At 48.3% G+C, this 26,246-nt stretch carries 25 protein-coding genes; 6 read left to right on the top strand and 19 right to left on the bottom strand.

Annotation, left to right across the window (positions count from 1 at the left end):
• Positions 1 to 202 precede the first annotated feature (202 nt).
• Together B0X71_RS12610 and rnjA are read left to right on the top strand one after the other, a co-directional pair.
• The gene (locus tag B0X71_RS12610; RefSeq protein WP_077589752.1) at positions 203 to 421 is read left to right on the top strand and encodes a DNA-dependent RNA polymerase subunit epsilon; all 219 of its coding nucleotides are present in this window, start codon (positions 203 to 205) and stop codon (positions 419 to 421) included.
• The gene (gene rnjA / locus B0X71_RS12615; protein WP_077589753.1) at positions 418 to 2,085 is read left to right on the top strand and encodes a ribonuclease J1; all 1,668 of its coding nucleotides are present in this window, start codon (positions 418 to 420) and stop codon (positions 2,083 to 2,085) included. The genes B0X71_RS12610 and rnjA overlap by 4 nt, the downstream gene beginning before the upstream one ends.
• 82 nt (positions 2,086 to 2,167) lie before the next feature.
• Here the strand turns inward: rnjA and B0X71_RS12620 are convergent, their stop codons facing one another.
• Together B0X71_RS12620 and B0X71_RS12625 are read right to left on the bottom strand one after the other, a co-directional pair.
• Entirely contained in the window at positions 2,168 to 2,827 is a 660-nt protein-coding gene (locus B0X71_RS12620; RefSeq protein ID WP_077589754.1) for a potassium channel family protein, read from the bottom strand.
• Positions 2,828 to 3,056: 229 nt separating this feature from the next.
• Positions 3,057 to 3,356, bottom strand: a complete 300-nt coding sequence (locus B0X71_RS12625; protein ID WP_077589755.1) for a hypothetical protein — start codon at positions 3,354 to 3,356, stop codon at positions 3,057 to 3,059.
• A 255-nt stretch (positions 3,357 to 3,611) separates the two neighbouring features.
• Here B0X71_RS12625 and B0X71_RS12630 point away from each other — a divergent pair, with 255 nt between their 5' ends.
• Positions 3,612 to 4,814, top strand: a complete 1,203-nt coding sequence (locus B0X71_RS12630; protein WP_077589756.1) for an MFS transporter — start codon at positions 3,612 to 3,614, stop codon at positions 4,812 to 4,814.
• 142 nt (positions 4,815 to 4,956) lie between these two features.
• Here B0X71_RS12630 and B0X71_RS12635 read toward each other — a convergent pair whose 3' ends face one another.
• The 8 genes from B0X71_RS12635 to B0X71_RS12670 all read right to left on the bottom strand — a co-directional run bounded on the left by B0X71_RS12635 (position 4,957) and on the right by B0X71_RS12670 (position 15,115).
• A complete protein-coding gene (locus tag B0X71_RS12635) occupies positions 4,957 to 5,805 on the bottom strand; it encodes an ABC transporter permease (protein ID WP_077589757.1) in 849 nt (282 codons plus the stop codon).
• The gene (locus B0X71_RS12640) at positions 5,802 to 6,737 is read right to left on the bottom strand and encodes an ABC transporter ATP-binding protein (protein WP_077589758.1); all 936 of its coding nucleotides are present in this window, start codon (positions 6,735 to 6,737) and stop codon (positions 5,802 to 5,804) included. The genes B0X71_RS12635 and B0X71_RS12640 overlap by 4 nt, the downstream gene beginning before the upstream one ends.
• A complete protein-coding gene (locus B0X71_RS12645; RefSeq protein WP_156889868.1) occupies positions 6,734 to 9,097 on the bottom strand; it encodes a DUF8725 domain-containing protein in 2,364 nt (787 codons plus the stop codon). Before B0X71_RS12645 ends, B0X71_RS12640 begins: the two co-directional genes overlap by 4 nt.
• A 64-nt stretch (positions 9,098 to 9,161) precedes the next feature.
• Positions 9,162 to 10,049, bottom strand: a complete 888-nt coding sequence (locus B0X71_RS12650) for a transcriptional regulator CcpC (RefSeq protein ID WP_077589760.1) — start codon at positions 10,047 to 10,049, stop codon at positions 9,162 to 9,164.
• Between the two features lie 51 nt (positions 10,050 to 10,100).
• Entirely contained in the window at positions 10,101 to 10,544 is a 444-nt protein-coding gene (cbpB, locus tag B0X71_RS12655; protein WP_077589761.1) for a cyclic-di-AMP-binding protein CbpB, read from the bottom strand.
• A 142-nt stretch (positions 10,545 to 10,686) separates the two neighbouring features.
• Positions 10,687 to 11,454 (bottom strand): 2,4-dienoyl-CoA reductase, encoded by a 768-nt coding sequence (fadH, locus tag B0X71_RS12660; RefSeq protein WP_077589762.1) that lies wholly within the window; start codon positions 11,452 to 11,454, stop codon positions 10,687 to 10,689.
• Between the two features lie 23 nt (positions 11,455 to 11,477).
• Positions 11,478 to 13,559: an RNA degradosome polyphosphate kinase gene (locus B0X71_RS12665; RefSeq protein WP_077589763.1), complete on the bottom strand. Its 2,082-nt coding sequence runs from the start codon at positions 13,557 to 13,559 to the stop codon at positions 11,478 to 11,480.
• A complete protein-coding gene (locus B0X71_RS12670) occupies positions 13,556 to 15,115 on the bottom strand; it encodes a Ppx/GppA family phosphatase (RefSeq protein ID WP_077589764.1) in 1,560 nt (519 codons plus the stop codon). The genes B0X71_RS12665 and B0X71_RS12670 overlap by 4 nt, the downstream gene beginning before the upstream one ends.
• A 90-nt stretch (positions 15,116 to 15,205) precedes the next feature.
• Here B0X71_RS12670 and B0X71_RS12675 point away from each other — a divergent pair, with 90 nt between their 5' ends.
• Positions 15,206 to 15,661: a YkyB family protein gene (locus tag B0X71_RS12675; RefSeq protein WP_077589765.1), complete on the top strand. Its 456-nt coding sequence runs from the start codon at positions 15,206 to 15,208 to the stop codon at positions 15,659 to 15,661.
• An 84-nt stretch (positions 15,662 to 15,745) separates the two neighbouring features.
• On the opposite strand, the gene B0X71_RS12680 is transcribed toward B0X71_RS12675, so the two are convergent.
• The 6 genes from B0X71_RS12680 to B0X71_RS12710 all read right to left on the bottom strand — a co-directional run bounded on the left by B0X71_RS12680 (position 15,746) and on the right by B0X71_RS12710 (position 20,655).
• Positions 15,746 to 16,603: an NAD(P)-dependent oxidoreductase gene (locus B0X71_RS12680; RefSeq protein WP_077589766.1), complete on the bottom strand. Its 858-nt coding sequence runs from the start codon at positions 16,601 to 16,603 to the stop codon at positions 15,746 to 15,748.
• 282 nt (positions 16,604 to 16,885) lie between these two features.
• Positions 16,886 to 18,088, bottom strand: coding sequence for a DUF4129 domain-containing protein (locus tag B0X71_RS12690; protein WP_198038589.1), 1,203 nt, complete (start codon positions 18,086 to 18,088; stop codon positions 16,886 to 16,888).
• Complete coding sequence (locus B0X71_RS12695) at positions 18,085 to 19,239, bottom strand: DUF58 domain-containing protein (protein ID WP_077589769.1); 1,155 nt, start codon at positions 19,237 to 19,239, stop codon at positions 18,085 to 18,087. The genes B0X71_RS12690 and B0X71_RS12695 overlap by 4 nt, the downstream gene beginning before the upstream one ends.
• Positions 19,239 to 20,174 (bottom strand): AAA family ATPase, encoded by a 936-nt coding sequence (locus tag B0X71_RS12700; protein ID WP_232336692.1) that lies wholly within the window; start codon positions 20,172 to 20,174, stop codon positions 19,239 to 19,241. Before B0X71_RS12700 ends, B0X71_RS12695 begins: the two co-directional genes overlap by 1 nt.
• 17 nt (positions 20,175 to 20,191) lie before the next feature.
• A complete protein-coding gene (locus B0X71_RS12705; protein ID WP_077589770.1) occupies positions 20,192 to 20,398 on the bottom strand; it encodes an aspartyl-phosphate phosphatase Spo0E family protein in 207 nt (68 codons plus the stop codon).
• Between the two features lie 68 nt (positions 20,399 to 20,466).
• Positions 20,467 to 20,655, bottom strand: coding sequence for a hypothetical protein (locus tag B0X71_RS12710; RefSeq protein WP_077589771.1), 189 nt, complete (start codon positions 20,653 to 20,655; stop codon positions 20,467 to 20,469).
• A gap of 334 nt (positions 20,656 to 20,989) precedes the next feature.
• Between B0X71_RS12710 and B0X71_RS12715 the strand changes: the two genes are divergently transcribed.
• On the top strand, positions 20,990 to 21,703 hold the full coding sequence (locus B0X71_RS12715) for a hypothetical protein (protein WP_077589772.1): 714 nt from the start codon (positions 20,990 to 20,992) through the stop codon (positions 21,701 to 21,703).
• Between the two features lie 40 nt (positions 21,704 to 21,743).
• On the opposite strand, the gene B0X71_RS12720 is transcribed toward B0X71_RS12715, so the two are convergent.
• Both B0X71_RS12720 and B0X71_RS12725 read right to left on the bottom strand, forming a co-directional pair.
• The gene (locus tag B0X71_RS12720; RefSeq protein ID WP_077590995.1) at positions 21,744 to 22,187 is read right to left on the bottom strand and encodes a MarR family winged helix-turn-helix transcriptional regulator; all 444 of its coding nucleotides are present in this window, start codon (positions 22,185 to 22,187) and stop codon (positions 21,744 to 21,746) included.
• 33 nt (positions 22,188 to 22,220) lie between these two features.
• On the bottom strand, positions 22,221 to 22,724 hold the full coding sequence (locus B0X71_RS12725) for a methylated-DNA--[protein]-cysteine S-methyltransferase (protein WP_408634099.1): 504 nt from the start codon (positions 22,722 to 22,724) through the stop codon (positions 22,221 to 22,223).
• A 93-nt stretch (positions 22,725 to 22,817) separates the two neighbouring features.
• On the opposite strand from B0X71_RS12725, the gene B0X71_RS12730 reads away from it, so the two are divergent.
• A complete protein-coding gene (locus tag B0X71_RS12730; protein ID WP_077589774.1) occupies positions 22,818 to 24,596 on the top strand; it encodes a B12-binding domain-containing radical SAM protein in 1,779 nt (592 codons plus the stop codon).
• Between the two features lie 235 nt (positions 24,597 to 24,831).
• Here the strand turns inward: B0X71_RS12730 and B0X71_RS12735 are convergent, their stop codons facing one another.
• Positions 24,832 to 26,181: a TrkH family potassium uptake protein gene (locus B0X71_RS12735; RefSeq protein WP_077589775.1), complete on the bottom strand. Its 1,350-nt coding sequence runs from the start codon at positions 26,179 to 26,181 to the stop codon at positions 24,832 to 24,834.
• Positions 26,182 to 26,246 lie beyond the last annotated feature (65 nt).

Raw genomic sequence — 26,246 nt, forward strand, 5'->3', positions numbered from 1 at the left:
GTAAGGGAGGGATTTATCTTGCTAAAACGCATCAAGCGGAAAATCCTCAGACAGCTGAACGGCGTAATGAATAAGAAAAAAATTGCATAGTATCATTCGCCCTTCTGCCTTGCAGAAGGGCCTTTCTTTATTTTACGTGATTGCCGTGATAAGATAAAGAAAGGCATTTTAATTATCGTACGTGAAAAAAGGAGAGCAAACGATGATTTTTAAAGTTTATTATCAGACAAACCGATCTGAGGTTCCAGTCCGCGAAAATACCAAGAGCCTCTATGTCGACGCATCGAACGAGCGTGAAGTTCGCAGACATTTGAAAGATCGGGACTTGAACATTGAGTACATTCAGCTGCTTGAGGGCAACCACCTTGAGTATGAACAGGCCAATCCCCACTATGAAGTGGAGACAGCTGATAACCGATGAAGGCAGTAAAGAATGATCAGACAGCTGTTTTCGCACTGGGCGGACTGGGCGAAATCGGCAAAAACACATACGGTGTCCAATTCCAGGATGAAATCATCCTGATTGATGCCGGCATCAAATTTCCGGACGATGATCTGCTTGGAATCGACTATGTGATTCCGGATTATACGTACCTCGTCAAAAATGCGGATAAGATCAAAGGGCTTTTCATCACGCACGGCCACGAAGATCATATCGGCGGCATTCCCTACTTGCTGAAGCAAGTAAATGTGCCAGTATATGGCGGGAAGCTGGCCCTCGGGCTGCTCCGCAACAAACTTGAAGAACACGGATTGATCCGGCAGACGAAGCTGATCGAAATCGGAGAAGATGATGTCATCAAATTCCGGAAAACATCCGTGTCCTTTTTCCGGGTCACACACAGTATACCGGATGCTTATGGTGTAGTAGTAAAAACGCCTCCCGGCAATGTAGTTCACACGGGCGATTTCAAGTTCGATTTCACTCCGGTCGGTGAGCCGGCTAATTTGCGGAAAATGGCGGAAATCGGTGCAGAAGGCGTCTTATGCCTCCTGTCGGATTCCACGAATGCTGAAGTGCCGAATTTCACGATGTCAGAACGCAAAGTCGGGGAGACAATCGAAGAGATTATGCGCAGCGTGGAAGGCCGGCTGATTTTTGCGACGTTCGCGTCCAATATTTACCGGGTTCAGCAAGTAATTGATGCAGCGGTCAAAGATGGACGGAAAATTGCGATTTTCGGACGAAGCATGGATAACGCAATAACAATTGGCCGGGAACTCGGCTATGTCAACGCGCCGGAAGAGTCTTTCATTGATTCGCATATGATCAACCGGCTGCCGGCTGATAAAGTCCTGATCCTCTGTACCGGATCCCAGGGCGAGCCGATGGCGGCACTGTCACGGATCGCTAATGGCACGCACCGTCAAATTTCAATCCAGCCTTCGGATACGGTCGTCTTCTCGTCTTCCCCGATTCCAGGGAATACGCGAAGCGTCAACCGGACCATTAACCTGCTGTTCCGGGCGGGTGCGGATGTTATCTATGGCTCACTTAATAATATCCACACATCCGGGCACGGTTCACAGGAAGAACAGAAACTGATGCTGCGGCTGATCAATCCAAAGTTTTTCATGCCGATTCACGGCGAATTCCGGATGCTGAAAATGCATAAAGAACTTGGTGAGGACTGCGGAATTCCGACCGAAAATATTTTCATTATGGAAAACGGAGATGTACTTTCCTTAAGTCCCGATGAAGCAGCACGGGCAGGCCGGGTGCCATCAGGCGATGTATACATCGACGGAAAAGGCATCGGGGATATCGGCAACATCGTCCTGAAGGACCGCCGGGTTCTTTCAGAAGAGGGACTTGTGATTGTCGTCGTTTCTGTCGACAAAGAAAAACGCAAAGTTGTTTCCGGACCTGATATCATCTCCCGCGGCTTTATTTATATGCGGGAATCCGGGTCGATGATCTATGAAGCGCAGCAGATGCTGAACCGGCATCTTAATAAGAAGATCAAGCAACAGCCGGACGATTGGCCAGAGTTGAAAAGTGAGATTTCCGATGTGCTCGGCCCCTATCTGTATGATAAGACGAAGCGCAGACCGATGATCATGCCGGTTATCATGGAAGTGTAAAGAATATAAACAAGAAAAGAAGTTCCGGAGGCATCCCCTCCGGAACTTCTTTTCTTGTTGTAATTATTTTAGTGTGCTTTTACTACTGCATCATCTTTTTCTCAAAACGGTTGATGTCTGCGTCAGAACCGATAATAATCAGGATATCTTCTTCTCTGATCCGGAAATCTGCTTGTGGTGAGACATTTATGTCCTCTCCGCGTTTAATGCCGACAATATTGATGCCGTATTTTGCACGAATGTCCAGGTCTTTAAGGGTATACCCTTTCAGCTTACCGTTCGCCCGAAGTTCCATGATAGAATACTCTTCAGACAATTCCAGGTAATCGAGCACATTATTCGACAACATATTATGTGCAATGCGCCGGCCCATATCCCGTTCAGGATGCACCACTTGGTCTGCACCTATCTTCCGAAGCACTTTTTCATGGTAGTTATTTTGCGCTTTTGCTGTAACGTTGCGGACACCGATTTCCTTCAGCATGATCGTCGTCAAAATGCTGGACTGAATATCATCACCGATTGCTACGATCACATGCTCAAAATTACGGATACCAAGTGATTTCAGCACCGTTTCATCCGTCGTATCCGCAGCAACCGCCTGCGTCGCAACGGTTGCAAATTCATCCACCCGTTCAGTATCTTTATCAATCGCCATGACGTCCGCACCCTGTTCAATCAGTTCACGGACAATACTTGAACCGAACCGGCCGAGTCCGATTACCACAAATTCCTTTTTCATGTTTCTGCCTCCGTCTGTTCATGCATGTCTTATATAAATCGAACCACTGTTTTTCATTTGCCGATCTTCCATAAACCAGCGGCGCCGGCATTTCCGCAGGTTGGGCTCATCGCAAAAGCCATGTCCGGATCATCCAAGGCACGCTATAAACATTTTAGTTCTTTGATTCATCATATACAATTTACCATAAGATGAAAATGTTCCCCGGCTCAAGCCAGGGAACATAATTTTATCGCTGTTTGCGGTCCGATGGCTTGGCTGGCCGGTTCTTACAATACTCGCAGTGCAAGTCAGCGCAGATTTCTTCGCGCCATTCATCGCATTCGGTGCAATAACTGGCATCGAATGCATCATGGAAAGCCAGCGGCGACAGGCATGTATGGCAATAGGAATGAACATCTGTCCATTCAATCACTTGCCGCTTTGCCAAGAGATACAACCCTTTCTCGCCTTCTTTGTAATTCATGATGGATGGCTTCCGTGCTTTCCTGTTTTTAGGATCGAGGAGAAATCTCAACTTGTCATCCATTCTGTTCACTTCCTGTCCGAACTATCATTCCCCTCATCATAGGGGATGCAAGGCCATAAAATCAATAGCTGCCCATCAGTTTTTCTTTTTCTGTCACGGATCAGCCCAATAGCAAACAGAATCGTTGACGGATTGACTTTATCCCTTCAGTCCATTCTGTGAAATCCAGCTGCATTCCGTGTGTCCTGCCCCAACCTGTGGTAAACTGTTTTTTAGCAATACGAAATACTTTTTTTTGAAAGAAGGAACTCCTTTATGGCGCAGACAAATCGGTTCGCCTTGTATATCCTTATGTTTAATATGTTTATCGCAATGAGCGGAATCGGTTTGATTATTCCTATTATGCCAGCTTATTTGGAAACGTTCGGTGTTGCCGGACAGGCACTCGGAACGCTGATCGCCACTTTTGCATTGGCCCAGTTTCTGTTTTCTCCGCTGGCAGGTGATTTGTCCGATAAATACGGACGTAAAAAACTCATTATTTTCGGACTGGTCGTTTTCGGCTTATCTCAACTTCTTTTCGGTTTGGCCACTGAGTTATGGCTGCTCTATGTAGCCAGATTCTTCAGCGGTCTTGGCGGCGCTTTCCTTGTTCCGCCAATGATGGCCTTTGTCGCTGATATCACGACTTACGAAGAACGCGGACGGGGCATGGGACTGCTCGGCGCTTCCATGTCGCTCGGCTTCATGATCGGACCGGGGATTGGCGGTTTCCTCGCTGAAGTTAGTCTGCGGTTTCCATTCATCATTGCGACCATTGTGGCACTTATTGCAGCTGTCATTTCAATGATTGCGCTGCCAAATGTCCAGCCAACCGTTACAAATGCGCTTGCTAAAAGTGAAAATATCTTCCAACAGATGCGCCGGTCAACGGCTACGCCTTATTTTGTTCTGCTGATCGTCATGTTTGTTTTTTCTTTCGGTCTTGCTAATTTCCAGTCCACATTATCGCTCTACGTCGATCAGCGATTTAATTATTCCCCTCAGGACATCGCGATCCTGATTACTGCCGGCGGTTTTGTCGGGGTAGTTGTGCAGACTTTTGTAATCGACAAGCTGTTCCGGCGTTTCGGTGAGATGAATGTTATTCAAGTCAACTTGGTTATTGCTTCACTTGCTATGATTGGTATTCTCGCTGTCAGTTCGTTCTGGACCATTCTTTTTGTTTCTATGGTCTTCTTTACATCAACTGCGTTACTCCGGCCGGCGATTAACACATTGATTTCCAAACTGGCCGGTGAACAGCAGGGATTTGCCGCCGGAATGAACAATGCATATATGAGTCTCGGGAATATGTTCGGGCCTGCCATTGCAGGAATTCTTTTTGATATTGATATGACATTCCCTTATATCGCAGGCACACTCATTTTATTGATCAGCTTTTTCATTGCCACCCGCTGGTCTTCAAGAAATCGGCAGCTGATTGCTTCAAGCCGGGAAAGTGTACAGTCATCTTAAAAAGCGAAGGAGAGCTCACTTGCTCTTCTTCGCTTTTATGGATTTTGGCGCTTCGCTTTCCAGCTGAGTTCCCCTTTTTGCTCTATGTTTTTTGAAGCGAAAAATCAACATTGTTCTTTAACAAGATCTTATTGTCCTTTTCTCACTTATATCTGTGCATGTTCACACGGAGGGTTTTCACTGCTACTAAAAGCGCAGCAGCTGTCAGCAAACTATAGAAAATGACATACGTAACCCAGAGCGGAAACCGGATGCCCGTCAAGCCGTATACTTCTTCCAGTGTCTGCGGTTCCAGCAATGACAGCAGCACGATCACCGGATTGATCGCTCCGAGAAAATAACTCAGTGGTGATACGGTGTTTTCCGGATACAGTCCGGCTGCGTTGTTGAATTGCAGTGATAACAGCAGAAAAAAAGCAGTCATACCGGCGAAGAAAACCATGGTCCCATAAGTGGAGATCATGGAGACGATCGTGCGCCTCGTCACAGTTGAATACATAACACCGACAGATCCGAATGCCAAGAGTGTAGTAATGTCAAACATCAGAATCATGAAAACCTGTCCCGGTGAAACACCACCGTACAGAAAGACCAGACTGTAAATGGGCAGTCCGGCTATAATCAGTAACAGTAGAAATACAACAGAGGATGTCAGCTTGCCGAAGATAATCTGGAAAGATGTCTGTGAAGTGGTCAGCAAAATATTGAGCGTCTGTTTTTCCCTTTCTGTGCTGATTGCACCGGCTGTCAGCCCAGGTGTGATGAATAAAATCAGACCCAGCTGAATAAAGGAAATCATCATGAACAGGATAATGCTGTCCGCTGGCCGGAAAAACCCGTTTCCTGAAAAGGCCGTCTGCAAATAGATGAATCCAAAGACAAAAATACTCATAGCGAGCAGATAAAACAGCACACCCACAAAACTTTTGGCATTGCGGAACCGCAGTTTCAGCTCTTTGATGAGCACCGGATTTATCAGGATCACTCTCATGCCGTATCGCCTCTTTCAGTGATTGCCATATAGACGTCTTCCAAATCGGTCTCTTCTTCTGCAAAGGACACGATCGGCAATTCTGCCTGAAGTGCCTTCTTCAGCAACTCCTGCTGTTCCTGCTCTGTGCCTTGGTAAAAAAAGGTGAACACTTTCTTCTGAAAATCAACGTTGACCCGGCTAATGGATGGATCTTGTTCAAAAAAGACAGCAGCTGTTTCAAGCTGATCGAGCAGCCGCACTGTAATCATTTTTTCGCTCTTCAGTTTTTCCTGAATCGCATGGACAGACCCAAAGGCTTTCAGCTTCCCTGCGTCAATAACACCGATCGTGTCGCACATATCCGCCAGTTCCGGCAAAATATGCGATGAAATCAGGATCGTTTTCCCTAATTTTTTCAGCTCGATCAAAATCTCCCGCATTTCAACACGCGCCCGTGGATCCAGACCGGAAGCCGGTTCATCGAGAATCAGAATATCCGGATCATGAATCAGCGCCCTGGCAAGACAAAGACGCTGCTTCATGCCCCGCGATAAATCATCCACATAGTCATACCGTTTATGCTCCAAGTTCACCAATTCCAGCAATTTCGGAATAGCCGAATCCCGCGCCACTTTGCTCAATCCATAGCTGGCGCCGTAAAAGTCCAGATACTCCTCTGCCTTCAACTGATCGTAAACACCGAAAAAATCCGGCATGTATCCGATTCGCTTGCGTACTTCTTGGGGGTTTTCAGTGAGACTGATTCCGTCGACAGTCACTTGGCCGGCTGTCGGCTGCAGAAGAGTTGCAATAATTGAAAATGCTGTGGATTTTCCGGCCCCATTCGCTCCGACAAATCCAAACACTGTACCGGATTCAATCATCAGATTCAAATCCTGAAGCGCATAGAACGAGCCGAATTTTTTGGTCAGTCCTTTAATTTCAATCATTCTGCAATGACTCCTCTCACTGACAGCTGCGGTAATGTGATTTCCGGATCAGCCGCTGCCGACTGACGGACTTCGAACTCCAATATAATTTGGCCGTCAGCAGACATATACTGCCCGGCGTTTTCTGTTAACCTCTCCTGCTCGGGGCTGAGCGTTTTGTATTCCCCGGACCGCTGATTCAAAATGGCCATCCGCATCCCCCGACTGATTCCAGAGAAGTTCAATTCCTCCAGTGAAAGCCGGGCTGCGAGCTCAAGGTCAGTCATAGAATAGGTGAGCGTATAGATTCCATCCTGCATGAAATAAACCGGCGGCATTTCCGAAATCTGTTCAGCGTAACCGCCGGGTTCCTGTGAAGTGACTGCTGTGTCAAAGAATGGGCTATCCAGCTCTACGTCACCGGCCATAATATGTCCCGGGGCAATCGGCTGCAGCAGCAGATTGACTGCCGAAACGTCCGCACGCTGCCCCTGAAGTTCCACTGGCGCAATTGCTTCCCGGGTAAAGCCGATTAAATACACCGACCGGTCACCGTCCGCTGTCACATGGTCGTAAGCCACTGAAAGGGCAGCCTGTTTCCGCGCCGGCAGGATATCTTCGGGCTCTGCGACCGGCTGAAAACCGTAGTACTGAGCGGCAGGAGACGCAGGCGCCAGTACATTCGACTGGACTGCTTTACTGACAGCCTGTTCTTCTCCCGGGCCCAGTGAACCGATTTCCATCATCCGTGTCCCCGACCATATCGTGATATCTTCTACAGCGAATGAAAAGCCATTACGAATCGAACCGGTCAGCTGACCATCTTTAACCGTCAGGTTGGTTTCGAATTTCCCGGCCTGTTCAAGAAAAGTGTGACCTACTATGGACGACACCGACCAATAACGCATATTCCGGATGATCAGCGCTGTCTCTTCCGCGTTCTGTTCAACTATTGCTGCCTGATGCAGATTCCGGTCTGCAAATAAACCGGTCAGTGAGCTGGCCAGCTCTGTGCCGCCCGGTGCTTCAAACCGGTAATCACCGTCTCTGTTGGACAGCAGGGAGTTGACAAAGTATCCATCCAGGCTTCCTTCACCGCTGGCTTTAAAGAGACCGGTCTGCTGAATTTGCGGGTTTCCGAGCCGGTCTTTTGCTCCTGCTGCAAATAACAGGACAGATGCCAGCAATGCCAGCAGAGGGATTATTAGCCAGGCGTATTCCCTGCGGTCTTTCCATTTCAGCACAGCATAAAGTACAGGCACTGCCAGCAGGATATAAAGAGCCACAAGGATTATTGCCAGTGGCAGGGAGACCGCAAAACTTTCAAACAACTCATTGACTGAACCGATATCGTAGACGAGCCGGTCCTGAATCAGCTGCTCCGGAGGCAGTACGGTCTTCTGTGACTGCCCGGTACTCAATAATGACTGCATATACGTCGCATAACCGCTGTCACTGGTGATTCGTGGATCTCCGATCGAAAAAGCGATTCCGATCACCTGCCCGCTGCCCAGTTCCCGCGATGCTGCGACTGGCTGTTCCCGGTTTTCAGAAAGGACCATTGCACCTTCGTTCAGCACGGCCTTATACCCGGGAACCGGTTCATCAAATCCTTGGATGTCCAATTCTTTTGCCGCTGCTATCGTCAGTGGCAGGTAATCCGTCAAGTTCGCCGCTGTCCCGGCTGCCGCTGATCCAGCTCCGAAAACAACAGTACCTCCTTCCTTAATCCATTGCAGCACGGCATTTTGAGCTTCAGCCGGCAATTCTCTGTATGCCGCTTCATCCGCAATCAGGTAGTCGAGCGATTCCAGTGCTGCCGGGTCCGTCGGAAATTGGAAGTCGCGGAGCCGGTTCAGCTGAAACAACTCCGTTGCTGCGCCTTGAGAAGCTAACCCTGTCCGCAATGAAATAAAGCTGTCTGCGTTGCTAGACAGAACACCGATAAAGCGGGTGGCGGGATCCATAAATAAGGGCGTCAATGTGTCAGACCCTTTGAAATCGATGGGTTCGCCATCTTCCCAGCCGCCTTCATACAGGAAAATCATCTGCATCTGCTGACCGCCCATATTTCCTTCACCCAATCCGGGAATGGCAAATTGGATGGTTTTTGTTTCTCCCGCTGCCAGCGTGACAGGGATTGCACGGCCGCCTCCTAAATTGTAATTTTCCATGAACTCCACAATGAGATCCCCTGTAAAATCGGATCCGCTATTGGAGAGTGTAATCACAACCGGTGCTCCCTTGCCATACTTTACTTTCCCTTCAAATCCCGCTTCCGTCTGCACGGTAATATCAGGTGCAGCCGCCGCATATGGCGGACAGACAAAAATTGCAGTCAACAGCAGCACAGCCAGCAACATACGACAGCCTCTTCCCATCCAGTGACACCCCTTCATTCTTTCTCTACTGACTAGAACGCTTCAGGACTGCTTAAGTTTCTCTTTATCCCCCTTTTGCAGTCAGCCGGACCGCATGTTCCTGCACAATATCCACGAACGCCGACACCTGACGAAGTTCAAAGGCGGATTCATATCCAATGAGCCAGGTATCCCGCGTCAATTCAGTCTCTTCCCCTTCGCCTGCCAGTGGAATGGTATGCACCCCTTTAAGATCAGAAAGCGTAATGGCCGGCAATATTGCGTAGCCGATTCCATTGAGCGCCATCTGCCTGCAAGTCTCGATCTGATCCACTGTGATTTGCCTTTTGGGGTTGGAATCGAAATGTTTCTGCCACCATTGCCGAATTTCTTCATAATAATTTGAATCGCTTTTAAATTGGATGAATGGCCTGTCTGTCCGGCTTACTTCATCCATTGTCTGCATTTCCTTATCCACCAGATACAGCGGGTCTTGGAATAAGTGGATTTTTGTTCCTTTCCAATCTGTGTGGCCGCGTACGATGCCAATATGTGCTTCTCCTTCGTAAAGGGCCCGGACGATTTCAGAGCTCCATCCGGTGATCAATGAAATTTTCGCATCCGGATACACAGTCACAAAGTCTTTCAGCACTTTTGGAAGCCAGTTCTGTCCGATGATGGATGCGCAGGCAATCCGGAGTGTACCGTGCACTTTGGAAGAAAGCGTATGCAGCATTTCAAACACTTCTTCTTTCCGTTCCAGTGTCTCCGATGCAAATCGGATGACAAGCTCACCTGCGGGTGTAGGCATCAGCCCTTTCTGTGATCGCACAAATAGCTGCTCCCCCCATTCTTTTTCGATATTCTGAAGGCGCTGGGACAGGGCTGGCTGTGACAAAAAAAGTCGTTCAGCCGCCTTCCGCATATTCCGCTCTTCTGCCAGCACTTTCAGGATCAATTCCTCACTCGCCATCATTTTTCTCCTCCCTATTTCCGGCAACAGAAAAAGGCCCCCTGAAGAGGCCTAGTCATGAAGCTGGTATAATCGTTTTTTAAGCTGTTTCAGCATTACGCGCCTTGTCAGTATACCGGTGAACATACCGGCATCATCGACCACACACAAGAAATTCTGGTCTATCAGCAGATCAAGCGCCTTTTGAAACCGGTCATCCGGTCGGATAAGCGGCATATCCGTCTCCATGATGTCTTCCACTTTCAAGTCCGGCAACCGTTCATATTCAATATGGTCCAATCCTAAAATGGCATCCGTAATTCGCTGGGCGTTAATCAAACCTCTGAAACGGTACTTCAAATCCAATACTGGTATAGCTGAATAGCCGGTTTTTGTAAGCACCAGCAATGCATGTTCAGCACTGTTTCCGATTTGTACATGAGCGACTTTTTCCGAAGAAATGATAAAATCCTCAATTTTTGCTTCAAGAAAATCTCTGTTCGGTAATGAAATCATCACATTGTCTCCTTTATGACGTGGCAGATGAGCCGATTCCTCTGTATCATCATACCATAAAACGAATATATATGAATAACCGAATCCTGTGAGCAGGCCGGCAATTCCAGTTCATTTAGGGTAGCTGCAGGGCGCTCCCCCGTCAGAACGGGAATTTATTGAGCCACTGACCGCCATCGAGTGTTACAATTTCACCATTCATATAAGCCGCTTTGTCCGATAAGATAAAGGCAGCAAGTTCCGCGATCTCTTCCGGTTTCCCAAGCCGGCCAAGCGGCACGGATTCCAGTGTCCGTTTAGCAGCTTCTTCCGATTCCCATAATTTATCTGCCCCTCCGGTCCGTTCGATCGGCCCAGGTGCAATGCCATTCACCCGGATGCCGTATTGAGAGCCCCATTCCACTGCCAGCGTACGGGTCAGTGACATGACACCCGCTTTGGCAGCCGCAGAATGGGCGACGCCAGCTCCGGCATTCCAGGCGTATGTAGCCAGCATATTCAAAATGCTGCCTTTGTGTTCATTGTCAATCCAGTAATTCCCGACAGCGTGTGAACAGAAAAATGTGCCATTCAACACAATATCAACAACTGATCGCCAGCCATTTGGCGACAGTTTTTCAGCATGGGCGATGAAATTTCCGGCAGCGTTATTGACCAGCGCGTCAATTCCCCCGAATTTTTCATGAGTGAATTTCACCATTGCTTTTGCATGTTCCGGTTCCCGGACATCCATCTGGAAGAGTTCCACCTGTCCCCGGCCATGGTCGATTTCCCGCTGTGCTGCATTGAGTTTTTCCATATCCCGGCCGGTAATGACGACATTCGCCCCTTCTTCAGTAAACTTCTTTGCCATGTAAAAACCCATTCCGCTTGATCCGCCTGTAATAATGATGGTTTTATTCGTGAACATCCCAAATTCCCCCTCCAATTTACTTACTCCATTTCCCGTGCTTTATACGCCTGTTCCAGTAAATAGTTCTGGCTGTTGAATTTCCCGTGTTCCCCCGGTTCGGCATAATCGTATTCACCGCTTGCGTTCTGCAGCCTGGCTTTCGCCGTATCCGCTAGCTGGATATCCATAAACTCCATAATCCGTTTCTTGATCCTGTCTTCAAGCACTGGAAACAGAATTTCTATCCGCTTGGTCATATTGCGTGTCATCATATCAGCAGAAGAAAGATACACCCGGTCTTCTCCGCCATGATGGAACCAGTAAACCCGCGAATGTTCCAAAAAACGGCCAACGATTGAAATGACCCGAATGTTTTCGCTGACTCCCGGAATACCGGGCCGCAGACAGCAAATGCCCCTCACGATTAAATCGATTTTCACACCAGCCATTGATGCCTTGTACAGGTTCATGATCAGTTCTTTATCCGTCAGCGAATTCATCTTCAGCTTCATGAATCCTTTGCCGTGCTTTTTATGTGTATCCGTCTCTTCTTTGATGAGCCGGATCATTTCATCCCGGATATCAAAAGGCGAAATGATCAAGTGATTGAACACCGGTTTTTCTGTATACCCGCTCAGAAAATTAAAAAAGTTAGTGGCATCAATGCCAATTTCCTGTTTCGAAGTGATAATCCCCATATCCGTGTACAGTTTGGCAGTCTGGTCATTGTAATTGCCTGTTCCCAGATGGACGAATCGCTGAATCTCCCCTTCCGCCCGCCTGATTACCAACGTGATTTTTGAATGGGTTTTCAAATTATGCATCCCGTAAATGACAAGACATCCGGCCTGTTCAAGCTCTTTAGCCCAATGGACATTATTCTCTTCATCAAACCTGGCTTTCAGTTCTACGAGCACGGTCACTTGCTTGCCGTTTTCCGCCGCCTGTTTCAATGCCTGAATAACAGGCGAGTTTCCGCTTACCCTGTATAATGTCTGCTTGATAGCCAGAACAGCGGCATCATTCGCTGCTTCCCTTACAAAGTCGACGACCGGAACAAACGACTCATATGGATGATGAAAGAACAAATCCTGTGAAAGGGCTTTCTTAAACAAGTCTTCATCCGACTGCAAATCAAGCGGCGGCTGAGGGATAAACGCCTCATACCGCAGGTGATTATGATTCGGCACATTCTTATTGAATGAAAAGAGCGCGGTCAAGTCGAGCGGCCCGTCGATGAAATAAATATCTGACTGCTGGATTTCCAGTTCCCTGCATAAATAAGTCAGCAGCTTTTTATCCACATTCCCGCCTTGGACCTCAAGTCGGCAGGCGGCACCCCACTTCCGCTTTTTCAGCTCTTTCTCTATTTCTACAAGCAGGTCCTGAGCTCCTTCCTCGTGAATGGTTAAATCTGCGTTCCGGGTGATGCGGAAAGATAAAATAGAGCGGACGGAATAGCCTTTAAACAGCCGGCTGATTTCCTGCACAATAACATCTTCCAGCAGAACGGTTTTATATACATTCTTGCCGCACGGCACTTCTATAAAACGCTCCAAAATTGGCGGCACTTGCACAATGGCAGTTTTTTCAATCGCTTCTTCGCTCTCCTGCTCTTCAATTGTCACGATGAGATTCATCGTCTTGTTGAACAGTGTAGGAAATGGGCGGTAAGCATCAACAGCGACCGGCGTTAAAACGGGGAAGATTTGGCTTTCAAAATACTCTTTTATAAATCGCTGCTGCTTTTTATTCAGTTCAGTCAATGGCACGACTCCGACTTGCTCCTCCTCCCGCAGCACTTCCATGAGCCGGGCAAACAGCACGGTCTGCCGCCTCACCAGTTTCTGAGTCCGGATTGCAATTCGCGCCAGCTGTTCTTTCGGGGTCATGCCGGCTTTATCTTCCGGTTTATTATACCCTGCCCTCACTTGGTCCTGAAGACCCGCGACCCGCACCATGAAAAATTCATCGAGATTCGAACTGAAGATCGCCAAAAACTTCAATCTTTCCAGCAGGGGGTTTTCCGGATCTTCCGCTTCTTCTAAAACTCTTTCATTGAACGCAAGCCAGCTGAGTTCCCGGTTATTGTAGTAATCTGTTTTCCCTGCGAGCCCTTTCATCGCTGCACTTCCTTCCCACTCTGTGCCAGCCGCCGGAATACGAGTAAAACATCCTGCCCGATGAAATTTTCCAAATGCTTCTTCTGGCGGCCGGCGTGGTACTCCTCTGCCATTGAATTTCCGCTGGCGCCGACATGAAGTTCAAAGCCGTTTGGCGTCTGAACTAATTCAATCTCCCGCGCAACTTGCCGTTTACTGACATTCAATGCGTAGACGAACTTGAGCAGCCTTCCGAAATCCCTGTATTTCTTTATTTCTTCATCGCTGAACCAATCGCCGAAATCCTTCGCATAACGGCTGAATAATTCTTTGTTTTTATAGGAAGCTACAAGTGCCAGCCGCACCCGGTCCTTATGGAACAGCCCATCGATGGACCGGTTAGCCAATAAGTAAAAAGTGTGTTCACTCGCGCCATCCTGATCAATATACTCGCCGAGACTGAACAGCGAGGCGGCACGAGCAATCAGTTCTTCATCTTGCGGATTGCATTGAAAAAAACCCAGATCACAGCATTTCAGATAAAGACCGACTGCCGTCGCTTTCATAAATTCGCTATGTTCTTTATTCACCCCGAATTCAGCGACCAGCTCCTCGTAACTATGCCGGAAGACATCATGTTTATCAAACACCTGCTCATCCTGCTGTCTGATGGCATTGATCATAATGCCTTCCCGGAGACCCTTACGGCTGAAAATGAACTCATTGGCCTGTACTGTCTTAAGGAGAATCCGGAACACTTCAATTGCGAGCAGAATGATATCCGCCCGGTCACTCGACAAGCCTTCCACTTGTTTCATATCCTGCAGGGTTTTGCCTTGGAACCGGTCGCTCATTCGAATAAGGTCACCAGGCTTCATCTGGTACTGATGCACACCTGAAATCGGATAATGCTTTTCTTCCTGGTCAATCTGCGCCACATTCCTGGCGCTCCCGCCAATACCGATGACGGGCAGACCCAGTCCCTGGAGCCATGGAAGAGATGCAAACTGTTCTGTCACAAAAGCTTCCAGCTTCTTCTGATTTGCAGCCGTGAGCCGGTCTTCTTCTATAAACTGCTGCTTCAGTGATACGGCCCCGAACGGAAAACTATGCGTGTGCTGCAATTTCTTATTCTGAAAAAAAGTGATTTCCGTACTGCCTCCACCGATATCAATTGTCACACCGGATTCAGCAGGAATCGAATGGACGACCGCGAGAAAGCCGAAATACGCTTCCTCTTCTTCCGAAAGCACATCAATTGTGAGTCCGGTGGCCTGTTCCATCCGACTGATGATTTCCTGCTGATTTGACGCTTGCCGGACCGCTGCGGTTGCAGTCGTGTATACATTTGTTACAGCAAAATCCGCCAGTATTTCGTTAAATGACTGCAGGATTTCTTCCAGTCGCCTGATGCCTTCTTCTGCCATTATCATACTGTCATCCAGAAAAGTGCGCAGTCTGGCAACAGTCTTGATATTTTGAATTTCATCGAGTCCCCGTTCCTTTGTGTGTTCGTAAATCACGAGTCGCACTGTATTGGAACCAATGTCGATGACCCCGATTTTCCCGTGTTCCATAAACATCCCCCTTTCTTGTTATACCGTATACAGAATCGTCACATTTTGATATGATAGGGCCAACCAAATGACAGGGAAAGGAATGATTCCGTGCCAGCTGCCAGGACAGATTCGGAAATCGCTCAGGCGATCTTCACAGTAAACCGTCATGCAAAGACCGCTCCGGACAATCAGTATTTATACGCCTTAAAAAAAGAAGCGCTTCAGAAGATGGTACTTCAGAACAGAGCTCGCAAAATCGGGCTGCACTTCAGCAAAAACCCCCAAAAAAGTCAACAGCAGTCCTCTGTCCTTGTCCAATGCGGTGAATATTATTTTCACTTGCTGCCCAAAAAAGAAGATTTTAAGCAATTAGAACATCTGGGGGAACTCAACAGCTCCTATCGGAATCCGCCAAGCCGGATGAATCTCCGCAGCGCCAAAGCAATCCTGACGGAATTTACCGGCCTTCACCCGAAAGAACAGAAACCCGTGAAACGCCAGCAGTCCTATACTCCTCCTCGCTCCGATCGCTTTTATTCGAATAAAAAATCCTATTTTGACTGATTGGATACAGCCGGACCAAAGGCGTTATACTCCTGGTCCGGCTTCTTGTTTGCCGCTGTGGCTATTCCTGTATCTGCTTAGTGATCAGTCATAATGGCGAATCAGGGCCTGTGTGCCATTTTCACTGTAGCCTTTTTCCGCAAGTTCTTCATACATGGACAGTGACAGCCGGAGCCCCGGCAGCTTCAGTCCCAGCCGTTCTGCCTCGTCGGCCGCTATTTTCATATCCTTGATAAAATGTTTTATGTAAAATCCCGGCTGAAAATCTTCTTCAATCATGCGCGGCACGAGATTGGAAAGAGACCAGGATCCTGCTGCCCCGGTCGATATGGAGCGCAGGACCGTTTCCGGATCCAGTCCCGCTTTTCTTGCATAAACAAGCGATTCACAAACCCCGATCATTGTGGAAGCAATCGTGATTTGATTGCACATTTTCGTATGCTGGCCTGCTCCCGCCGGCCCCTGATACACGATATTGCCGCCAAATAATTCGAATACTGGATAAAGCCGGTCGAATTCGCTTTTCTCTCCGCCGATCATAATAGAAAGCGTGCCATTTCGGGCGCCGATATCACCGCCGGACACAGGTGCATCCATCGCATGCATTCCACGGTTCTTGGCTTCTTCAGCGATCCGCTGTGCCAGCAGCGGCTGTGAGGTAGTCAAATCGATCAATGCTGCGCCTTCCTTAGCATGCCGTAAAATGCCCAGGTCACTGAAGTATACTTCTTCAACATCTTCCGGATAACCGACCATTGTAAAAACCGTCTCTGCCTCTTTTACGGCTTGTCCGGATGTATCTGCCCAAGCGGCGCCTTCTTTGATCAGATTTTCAGCTTTTATCCGGGTCCGGGTATGGATTGTGACTTTGTGACCTGCTTGTAATAAGTGCCGGACAATACTATTTCCCATTACACCTGTTCCGATAAACGCAATTTTCATTTATTATCCCTCCCGATTTACTTCCATCTTACCAAACCGTCGCTGAACGTTCATTTCAAAGAGCAGACATCGATGGAAAAATCGATTCTTCATGAAGCTGGATACCGCTTTCCTGTATGCCCTTGGAAAATCATTCGGTTCCACAGCAGAAGTCAAAAAGGGATGGACGCTCTTACTTCTCAGCCCATAAAAAAAGGCCAGCCCATCAGTCGGGCCGGCCACAAAAGGGGGAAATGAGAATGTTGCTGTGTTCAATAATAGTATCCCCCGCCTGCAGTTCATCTAAACCTCGTTCGGAAAAAACTTTTTTATTTTTTCGATTTCCTGCAGAAAAGCTTCAGCATCCGCTTCTGAAATGGTACGGCCGCCATACCGGACACTGTCATATGTCCGGAAAAAAGCAGCAGGGCCCGGCCAGTTCATCCGCCTGAACCATTCACGCACAGTTTCAGCTTCTTCCCGCCCGCAGCCGTTTTCCGCCGCCTCCCGTTCAAACTCCCGGAACTTTTCCCGTATAAGAGGCAGATCGACCGCTGAATATTCGATGGCTTCCTGCTGCTGCTCCTGTTGCCCGGAAGCTGCATTTCCATAACTGACTTCCGCCGGGACTTCTGCAGGTGCCATCTCCGCAGGTCTGTACTGCCGCTTTCTCAGCCATAGAACCAGGGCAATAATAACTGCTGCGATAACAGGAACAGCAAGCCATTCATAAGGAAAAGGCGGTGTATAGACCGTCATCTCACCTGTTGCAGTTTCGGGCGGGCCGGGACTTTCCGTTTCTTCACCCGCTTCCCGCGGTTCTAAAGGAGCCTGTTCAAGAAATTGAAGCACATTCTCCATCAGTCCTTCAAACGGCTGCAGCACAAACGCCAAAATCCCTCCAATGGCGCTTCCGAGTGCGACTCGGATTCCATCGATGATCAAATAGAATGACAGCGCACCGCCTGCCGGCAATAAAATAAGCAGACTGGCGGCTTTCAGAAATGATTGCCGCGAAATAGCTGCAGCAGTGGCGGCATATCGGTACAGGAGCCGGCTGCCGGCAAAAAACAGCAGCGTGAAAAAAGCGATCGCATAAAAAGCGATCAACCGGTTCTCTTCTCCCCAGATGATCAGTGCAAACAGGCTGAGCGGGAAAACGAGCAAGAACAGCAAGAGAAAGTTGCCGTCATATTCATCCTGACGCTCAGAAAACCGGGCGTGAAGCCGCTGGAATGACAGAAGCGCAAACAGGATGCAAAGAATAGCTGAAACACCGGCAAATAATAAACTGCTCATGACAATCAGACAAATGCCGGCTGTACGCAGCGGGTTATACGCCCACTTCAGTAAGACACCTGTTATCAGGATCCCTGCAGCAATTGCCGACACCAGGAACAATAAGCCAGGCGGGGCTGCTGCATTGCCTCTTAAAAGCAGCAAAGGCAATGCCAGCAGGCAGGAATCCAGCACAAATAAGCTGAATGGTAACAGTCTCTCTGTCATCCGGCGGTCCCCCCGTTCCGAATGGCTTGAATCTTCAAATCGGTTCTTTGGCTCCATTTGGCGACGAAGCTGCCGATCCGAAGCGAGTCATCAGTCAGCACATAGGTACGGACCGGCAGCTGGACGTGAAAATCCAGATGGGCCAGAATATTTGGCAGGGGTATAACCGAATCATTCTTCGAAATGACCGCCAATAATTCCAGCGCCCGCTGCCGCTGTTTCTGACCGGTCCCTTCCGGCAGATAAAGATACGGCACTTTACCGGCAGACCGCACATTAACAGCGACTGAGAAAGCAATGCCATCTTTTGCGCAGCGGTCAACGAGCGATGCCAGCTCTTCAATCCGTTCTTCAAGATGCGGTATAGTTGAATAGCGGGATGCGACATCAGCGATGAACAGAATGGATTCATCTGCCGTTTTACTGAATACTTTCGTCTGGTACCGCTGAAGGCGGGCACTCGCTTTCCAATGAATATGGTGAAATTGATCAGAGGGCGCATAATCCCGGGTGCCGATCGGCTGAAACAAATCATCAAATACTGAATCCCGCACTTCCAGCTGTCCGGGTCTGAGCTTTGATGAAGAGCGGTCAGGCGATAGCGGATAAAGTTTCGGATAAACCAGAATTTCCTGCCGGACCGGTTTATTATACTTCAACATACTTTGACCCTCGCCGAACGGATGGGGAATATACAATTCCATTGACTGAATTTTGGCCAGTCCCCGCCGTTTGCCTTCTATCGGGAGTCGGACACGGACCGTTTTTCTGAAACCCGCCGTGAACGGGATATCCACTTCCACCAGCTCCCCAAAACGCTTTTCGCCGCCTGTGACCGGTTCTGCAACATCAGGGAAAAACACTTTTAGTTTCCCGCCCCATATCGGAAGTCCGCGATTGATAAACTCCAGATCCCATTCCGAGCTGCCCCCCGGCAATAGCCGCTTTCTCACCCGGCCGCTGACAAGCACCAGTTTCTCGCCTGCATGGTTGATGTAATAGAATTGCATTCCAATGATGATGCCGGCAAAGACAAGCACAGCTGCCGCTATATACAGCCGCATGAAAGTTGTCAGGAAAAGAAACAGCAGCAGGAGCGCCAATACCCGCTTTTCCTCATGCGTCTCCAAATGATCCCGATCCCATTCCATTACATAACCTCTACAGGCGCAGAAACAGAATCCAATACCGCCTCCACTATATCCTTCGGCTCATGCACCAGTGAACCTTCCGGTGTCAGCATGATCCGGTGGAGGCTTACCGGTGCGAACACCACCTTTACATCATCCGGTGTAACAAATGCCCGGCCTTGAAGAAACGCCCAGCCCTGCGCCGCATTTGCCAGCGCAAGCCCGGCCCGTGAACTGAGTCCCAGCTCAATGGCTTCATGCTGGCGGGATGCCCGGATAAGCGCCACTATGTATCTTTCAATATCTTCATGCAGGTCAACATTTCGGGCTTCAGCCATCCAGTTCCGGATATCCGCCTGTGCGGCTGCCGGCTCTTCTGTTCCCGTTCCGGCGCTCCGCCCGCCGCGGAAACCCTGGACGATCTTCAGCTCTTCCTCTTCAGAGGGATACCCGATCTCCAGCCGGAATAAAAAGCGATCCAATTGGGCAGCCGGCAATGGAAATGTTCCTTGCTGCGATTCCACCGGATTCTGAGTAGCAATTACCATGAACGGATCCGGCAACCGGACGGTCTCTCCGTCGATGGTGGCCTGTTTTTCCTCCATCGCTTCCAGCAAACTGGACTGCGTGCGGGGAGTCGCCCGGTTGATTTCATCAGCCAGCAGCAAATTCGTCATGACAGGGCCGGGGCGCAATTCAAATTCGCCTTGTTTCGGATTATAAAATCGGATTCCTGTAACATCTGAAGGAAGAACATCCGGTGTAAACTGAATGCGCTGGAAAGCCCCGTCAAAAGAGGCAGCAAACGCTTTTGCCATCCAGGTCTTCCCGGATCCGGGTACGCTTTCCAGCAGAATGTGACCGCCTTGGAGAAGTGCGATCAGCATAAAATCTATTTCCCGCTCCCGGCCGATTACTTGTTCATTTAATCGCTTTTTCAATTGCAGTAAATCCAACGAAATTCCCCTCTCCCTTACACTTTTCTTTTACTGTGCCGCGATGGTTCCAGCCCCTCATTGGACAGGTGGCTTTTTCTGCTCTTTTCATAAATGTTCATGATACTGTCCAGTCGCTTGCTTAATTTCAGTGTTTCAGGGCTTGAAACTCCATTCCTTACTGCAGATTCGATCATCGCTTTCCGCGTCGCTTCCAGATTAATGACGATAACAGACGATATCATGTGCAGCACTCCCTATGTGCAGATCTTTTTATTCATTATACACCTGAATAAAAAGCATTGGTACTTTTTCAATTTCTTGGAATTTTCGAGAACGTGTACGTGACATTCCCGTGATGGCCAGCCTCGCCTCTGAATTGCTTGAAGTCCGACCGGCTGATCAGCACTGCCCTTAAGTCTTCAAACTCCTCTTTTGTCACAGCAACTTCTGGAATGTCGCCTGCTTTCAATTGATCGAGCATTTCATTATAGTTTTTCATACGATTCCTTCTTCCATAAAAAATTCATAAGAGACCTTTTATCTATGTCCCTCTTTCCGCGCTGCAGCGCTCAGCAAATCGGCGTTTAAAATTATCTGAGTCGCCACATTGCCCAGCCCTGTAATTTACTATACAGCAAAGACCAAAGGATTGAAGTTAGAAGTTATTTGCAGATTACTCTAATGCTGTCTTTCCTAGTTCTTATGCCCGTAATTTAAGAGTCAGTATATTTTTGGTACGACTTTTTCACTGTTTTACTCCTAGACTCTGCCCGCAAGAACTGAAACCTGTCATAATGTTCATGCGTCAACTGTTTTATAAAGGAGGGTCAATGATGAGTACAAAATTGAGATTTGCTGCTGTATTGCTAGCAGCCAGCAGCACACTGGCCGCATGTGGATCAGCAGAAGAAGCAGAACAGACCGAGACTGAAGTCTCAACAGAATCAGTTGAAGCAACTGGGACTGAAGCTTCAGAAACAGTTACCGAGAACGAGGTCTCTGAAGAAGTAACAACGACTGAAGAAACTGCTGATGCTGAAGAAGAAATGGCAGAAACAGAAGAAGCAGCAACTGAAGAAACAGAAACTGAAGAAGCTGCTTCCGCGGGAGAAACAGCTCAAGAAGAGCAGGGCGTCTGGACCCAGAGTCCCGAACAGACATACTCCATTGCATTACAGCCTGGATTTGAACTTTCTTCAGAAGAACCATATAAAGATGCGCTCTATTGGTCTGAAGATGAGTCGGTATTCATGCGCATAGAAGTATATTCGAAGGGTGATATGGATTTCGCATTTACTGCTGACACCTTGGAACAAACTCTTCAGGCAGTTAATCCGGAAGCGGAGCTTACTGAGACAGCTTCTTTTGATAAATCCGGATACATAAATGCAGTCGCAAAAGAAACTGAAACAGCTAATGGGAAAGTAACCGGTATTGCGTACGAAAACGACAGTTCAATCGTCCGCCTTACTATTTTCGATACCACAACGGCTGGTCTTACAGACACGTTCATCCAGATGGGAAAATCAATTAAACCTGGAAAATAAGTAAAAGGCTTGCCGCTTGGGCAAGCCTTTTTCAACGTTTTCAATATGACAGATCTTTGATGGAAAGACCCAGCTTCTTCAAGAGTTCAATCGCTTCTTCCTTTTCATCGGATGATAGGGAATTCGTCAGTTCGTGTAAATGCTGTTCGTGTTCCGGAAAAAGGCTTGCCATGAGAGCCTCACCATCAGCTGTAATCTCCGCATACGTCACCCGCCGGTCAGTCGGACAGTTTACGCGGCTGAGATATCCGCGCTTTTCCAGCTTATCGATGACATACGTAATCGAACCGCTTGCCAGGAGAATTTTCCCTCCAATTTTCTGCAGCGGCTGCTTGCCTTTATGGTATAACAACTCCAGTACCGCAAACTCCGTCGGATTCAGTCCGTTCGCCTGAAAAAACTGATTCGTCTTTTCGGAAATGGCCTTATGCGCACGGGAGAGCACGATAAAGAGCTTCAGTGATTGCTTGATATCTTCATTCATCTGATCCACTCGTTTCAGCTTATTCAATTCCCATTATAACGGCATTTTTCCTGGGTTGTCAAAAACGGGCGAAGACAGGAATTTTTCATGCACAAGCAGTCCTTCTTTTAAAGAGACCCGGCTCCCGGCATATCCCTTTAACGTCTTATCTTTTCCGATCACCCGATGACATGGAATGATAATGCCGATCGGGTTGCGCCGATTGGCCTGTCCGACTGCACGCATCGCTTTCGGATTGCCGATCCGCTCCGCCAGTTCCTGATAACTGATGGCTTCTCCATAGGGAATCGCCTCCAGCTCTTTCCACACTTTCCGCTGAAACTCAGTGCCTTCCACTTTCAATGGCAACTTGAATTTTGTTCGTTTGCCATCGAAGTATTCAGCCAATTGCTTTTTCGTCTGCTCCATCAGCTGCTGTTCTTCCGCTGTCCCTTCGCCGGCTGCCGCCGGCTCTCCAAAGTCAACATGCACCACCGCATTGCCATCCACTGTGATCACCACCGGCTCAATCGGTGTTTCCACTGTTCTTGTCAGCAAGTTCATCCCTCCATCCCTTCTGCTTTCCTCCTATTGTACCTCTGTTCACCGACTGGTAAAATAAAAGCACTCGACAGAAGGAGAACTTTCACCATGACTATCATTTTATCAACACTGAATGCAAAGTTCATTCACACAAATATTGCGATCCGCTATTTGAAAGCTTCAGCTCTTCCCGAGTTTGATGTTACTCTCGCTGAATATACAATTAAAGATCCCATCTATAATATCGTTGCTGATCTTTACCTGAAAAAGCCGGACGTTCTCGGCTTCAGCTGCTATATCTGGAATATTGAAGAGACCATCGAAGTCATCCGGATGATGAAAACAGTCAACCCGGATACAGTGATAGTCGTCGGCGGTCCCGAAGTGACATATGATGCATATGATTTACTTAAACGTGTACCGGAAATCGACTATATTGTAATCGGCGAGGGGGAGCAGTCTTTCAAAGAACTTCTGAAAGCGCTCGACGGCCGTCAGGAAATTGCAGCCGTACCGGGTATCGCCTGGCTGAAGGATAATAAATTTACTGTCCATCCGCCAGCGGCAAAAGCGGATCTCCGGGAGCTTCCGTCCCCCTTCCGTTTTCCGGAAGATATCCAGAACTTGCCGCGCCGCATCACCTATATTGAAACGAGCCGGGGCTGTCCATTCTCCTGCCAGTTTTGCTTATCATCCATTGAAGTGGGGGTTCGCTATTTCAACCGGGAACGGATCAAAGAGGACATTCGTTATCTGATGAATAATGGAGCAAAAATCATTAAATTTGTAGACCGGACTTTCAATATCAGCCGAAGCTACGCCATGGAGATGTTCCAGTTCCTGATCGATGAACACAGACCCGGCGTCGTGTTCCAGTTCGAGATCACAGCCGATATTATGCGGCCGGAAGTCATCCAGTTTTTGAATGATAATGCTCCTGCCGGTCTGTTCCGCTTTGAAATCGGGGTGCAGTCGACGAATGACCTAACAAATGAACTTGTGAAACGGCGCCAGAACTTCGAAAAGTTGAAACGGACGGTTACGATGGTAAAAGAAGGCGGCAAAATTGATCAGCATCTCGATCTGATCGCCGGGCTGCCGGAAGAAGATTATGATTCATTCCGCACCACGTTCAATGACGTATTCGCCATGCGGCCGGAAGAACTTCAGCTTGGATTCCTGAAGCTGCTGCGCGGTACAGGCTTGCGTGTTCAGGCAAAAGAGTATGGCTACACCTATATGGACCGGGCACCATATGAAATCTTTTCAAACAACGTCCTGACATTTGATGAAATCCTGCAAATCAAACAGGCCGAGGATGTACTGGAGAAGTATTGGAATGCCCATCGAATGGACCGGACCATTGAATACCTCGTTTCCATCTATCCTTCCCCGTTCGACTTTTTCCAGTCGTTCGGAACATATTGGGAAGAACGCGGCTGGTCACGCATCGGTCATCAGCCGGAAGACCTGTTCAGGCGGCTTGAGGCGTTTCTAATCGAAGATGGCATTGCCAATCTGGGCATAGTCCGTGATCTCCTTAAACTCGATTACCTGCTGATCCAGAACGGAAAGCCCAGAAAACCATGGTGGCCGAAGGATATGGAAGAAACAGAAAGAACCGGCCTTTACCGGGAAATCGGTAGCCGACCGGAAATCGCCGGCAGTCTGCTTGATGGTATGAGCGAACGCGAAATGATTAAACATACGCTTCTCATACCATTTGGATTCGATTCACAGACCGGCAATCCGGCCGAGTATTCATCCGGCCCCGGTTACTTGCTCGCGCTGTTCAGGCAAGGGCAGTCGCCGTCCATGAAATTCATACAAAAAGAGCAGATCAGTAGCAATCACCCGGTCAGCCGGATAGTGCGAAACCTGGAATAACATGCCGCTCAGACCGTTGATTCGCACCTGAATCAGCGGTTTTTCAATACTGCTGATTCAACGCTTCCCATCGAATGGCATTGGTTTCGATGTCCGTTTTGACAAAAAACCAACGACGAGTCCTGTGGAAATACGAAGCGCCGCAGTTACTTTGCGGGACACCAAAAGGGCCTTCCGCTATGGAAGGCCTTTTTTGAATTGAATACCAACGATTGATTTTTTTGGCGCTTTTTTGTCATCCAATAATGACGCGTTCTTTCGGAAAATGGAAATTGGTTGGATCCGACTTGCCGCCGAGGGTGAAGATGAATGAGATCAGCCCGACCCGGCCGATGAACATCAGGAGCATTACGACTACTTTTCCGATCGAAGACAGCTCAGGCGTCAGTCCAAGTGACAAGCCGCATGTTCCGAATGCGGAAGTGATCTCAAACAATATCGCGATGGCATCTGCTTCCGGCTCTGTGACGAGCAAGATCATTACGGACACCATCACAAGGAACCCCGCCAGAATAATAACGGCAAATGCCCGGAAAACATCAGTCAGGTAAATTTCCCGGCTGAAAACTTTAATACTGTTCTTTCCTCTGCCGAAATTTATAAGAAACAGGATAGCGATGGCAAAAGTCGTCGTGCGGATGCCACCTCCCACAGAACTCGGCGAGGCGCCAATGAACATTAGAGCACTCATGAACACGTTCGTCGCTTCACCGAACAGGCTGACATCAATTGTGGCCAGCCCGCCGGAACGTGAGGAAACCGACTGAAAAAGCGCGGCGAAAAACATCTCATGCCACGCCATGTTCCGGAAGGAATTGCCTGCCTCTAAAATCAGAATGACGACAGTCCCGACTGCCAGAAGCGCAGCGAATGTAGCGGTTGTGATTTTTGTAAACAGCGAAAAACGGAAAGATCCATCCTGATCCGCTAAAAAAGCTTTCGCTTCAATTAGAACGGGAAATCCGATGGCTCCCAGGATGATCAGGAGAATCACGATAATTTGAACAAAATAGTCATTGAAATAAGGCAGCAATGAGGCCCCGGTTATATCAAACCCACCGTTCGTTGTGGCCGATACCGAGGTGAATGCACCATGCAGAAGTGCTTCAGCGAAAGTTTCATAAAACTGGGTAAAATACAAAGTCAGGACCAATGCACCAATTGCTTCAATCAGCAGTAGAATCTTGATGATTTCCTTGATCAGATTAACGACTCCGGACATCTGTGTCTGGTTATGGTCAATCATGATCAGCTGCCGTTCACGAAGGCCGATCCGTTTTCCGACCAGCAGCCAGAAGAATGTGCCGATGGACATAATACCAATTCCGCCGAGTTGCATGATGAACATCAAAATAATGATCCCTTGAACGGAATAAGTGTCTATAATCGAGAGGACTGTCAGCCCTGTGACGCTGACCGCGCTGACTGCCGTGAACAGGCTATCGATAAGAGAAACTTCAATCCCCGGCCGGTGAACGCCTGGAAGACGCAGCAATAAGAACGAAAATCCGATAGCAGCGAAGTAATAAGCTGCAATCAGCTGCGCAGGTGTTAAATTACGAACTTTCTCAAATGAAATATTCATCAAAAAATCCTTTCGGCCTGTCTGTCTCTCACCATTCTATGTAATTCAGCAAAAAAAAGAAAGGG

Source organism: Planococcus lenghuensis (assembly GCF_001999905.1).
Classification (GTDB): Bacteria; Bacillota; Bacilli; order Bacillales_A; family Planococcaceae; genus Indiicoccus; species Indiicoccus lenghuensis.

Coding starts and splice junctions, on each gene's coding strand:
- B0X71_RS12610 (WP_077589752.1), top strand. CDS start 203: ATGATTTTTAAAGTTTATTATCAGACAAACCGATCTGAGGTTCCAGTC.
- rnjA (WP_077589753.1), top strand. CDS start 418: ATGAAGGCAGTAAAGAATGATCAGACAGCTGTTTTCGCACTGGGCGGA.
- B0X71_RS12620 (WP_077589754.1), bottom strand. CDS start 2,827: ATGAAAAAGGAATTTGTGGTAATCGGACTCGGCCGGTTCGGTTCAAGT.
- B0X71_RS12625 (WP_077589755.1), bottom strand. CDS start 3,356: ATGGATGACAAGTTGAGATTTCTCCTCGATCCTAAAAACAGGAAAGCA.
- B0X71_RS12630 (WP_077589756.1), top strand. CDS start 3,612: ATGGCGCAGACAAATCGGTTCGCCTTGTATATCCTTATGTTTAATATG.
- B0X71_RS12635 (WP_077589757.1), bottom strand. CDS start 5,805: ATGAGAGTGATCCTGATAAATCCGGTGCTCATCAAAGAGCTGAAACTG.
- B0X71_RS12640 (WP_077589758.1), bottom strand. CDS start 6,737: ATGATTGAAATTAAAGGACTGACCAAAAAATTCGGCTCGTTCTATGCG.
- B0X71_RS12645 (WP_156889868.1), bottom strand. CDS start 9,097: ATGGGAAGAGGCTGTCGTATGTTGCTGGCTGTGCTGCTGTTGACTGCA.
- B0X71_RS12650 (WP_077589760.1), bottom strand. CDS start 10,049: ATGGCGAGTGAGGAATTGATCCTGAAAGTGCTGGCAGAAGAGCGGAAT.
- cbpB (WP_077589761.1), bottom strand. CDS start 10,544: ATGATTTCATTACCGAACAGAGATTTTCTTGAAGCAAAAATTGAGGAT.
- fadH (WP_077589762.1), bottom strand. CDS start 11,454: ATGTTCACGAATAAAACCATCATTATTACAGGCGGATCAAGCGGAATG.
- B0X71_RS12665 (WP_077589763.1), bottom strand. CDS start 13,559: ATGAAAGGGCTCGCAGGGAAAACAGATTACTACAATAACCGGGAACTC.
- B0X71_RS12670 (WP_077589764.1), bottom strand. CDS start 15,115: ATGGAACACGGGAAAATCGGGGTCATCGACATTGGTTCCAATACAGTG.
- B0X71_RS12680 (WP_077589766.1), bottom strand. CDS start 16,603: ATGAAAATTGCGTTTATCGGAACAGGTGTAATGGGAAATAGTATTGTC.
- B0X71_RS12690 (WP_198038589.1), bottom strand. CDS start 18,088: ATGACAGAGAGACTGTTACCATTCAGCTTATTTGTGCTGGATTCCTGC.
- B0X71_RS12695 (WP_077589769.1), bottom strand. CDS start 19,239: ATGGAATGGGATCGGGATCATTTGGAGACGCATGAGGAAAAGCGGGTA.
- B0X71_RS12705 (WP_077589770.1), bottom strand. CDS start 20,398: ATGATATCGTCTGTTATCGTCATTAATCTGGAAGCGACGCGGAAAGCG.
- B0X71_RS12710 (WP_077589771.1), bottom strand. CDS start 20,655: ATGAAAAACTATAATGAAATGCTCGATCAATTGAAAGCAGGCGACATT.
- B0X71_RS12715 (WP_077589772.1), top strand. CDS start 20,990: ATGAGTACAAAATTGAGATTTGCTGCTGTATTGCTAGCAGCCAGCAGC.
- B0X71_RS12720 (WP_077590995.1), bottom strand. CDS start 22,187: ATGAATGAAGATATCAAGCAATCACTGAAGCTCTTTATCGTGCTCTCC.
- B0X71_RS12730 (WP_077589774.1), top strand. CDS start 22,818: ATGACTATCATTTTATCAACACTGAATGCAAAGTTCATTCACACAAAT.
- B0X71_RS12735 (WP_077589775.1), bottom strand. CDS start 26,181: ATGAATATTTCATTTGAGAAAGTTCGTAATTTAACACCTGCGCAGCTG.